Raw genomic sequence first — 260 nt, forward strand, 5'->3', positions numbered from 1 at the left:
TGCTGCGTGACGGCAATACGGCCATTGAAAATGAAAAACACGGTATGAAAATCGGCTCTGTTGCGCTGGATTGGCGCGGCGAGCGGGCACGCTTCTCGGTTGATTATTACAAACAGCGGGAAGATATGGACGGCGTGAATTATTTCGGCCTGTCCGTTGCACCGGGTGTTACGAGATTGCCTCAGCCGCTCAATGGCAAACATTCGCTGGCAGCCCCGTGGTCATTCAATAAAAATGACACGGATACAGTGGTGCTGAAG

General features: G+C 52.3%; 1 protein-coding gene. It reads left to right on the top strand.

Translation table 11 applies throughout. The features are described 5' to 3' along the window. A partial coding sequence (locus HBA93_RS21870; protein WP_221724651.1) for a hypothetical protein occupies nt 1-260 on the top strand: 260 nt, incomplete at both ends.

Source organism: Ochrobactrum sp. SFR4 (assembly GCF_019730395.1).
Lineage (GTDB): Bacteria > Pseudomonadota > Alphaproteobacteria > Rhizobiales > Rhizobiaceae > Pseudochrobactrum.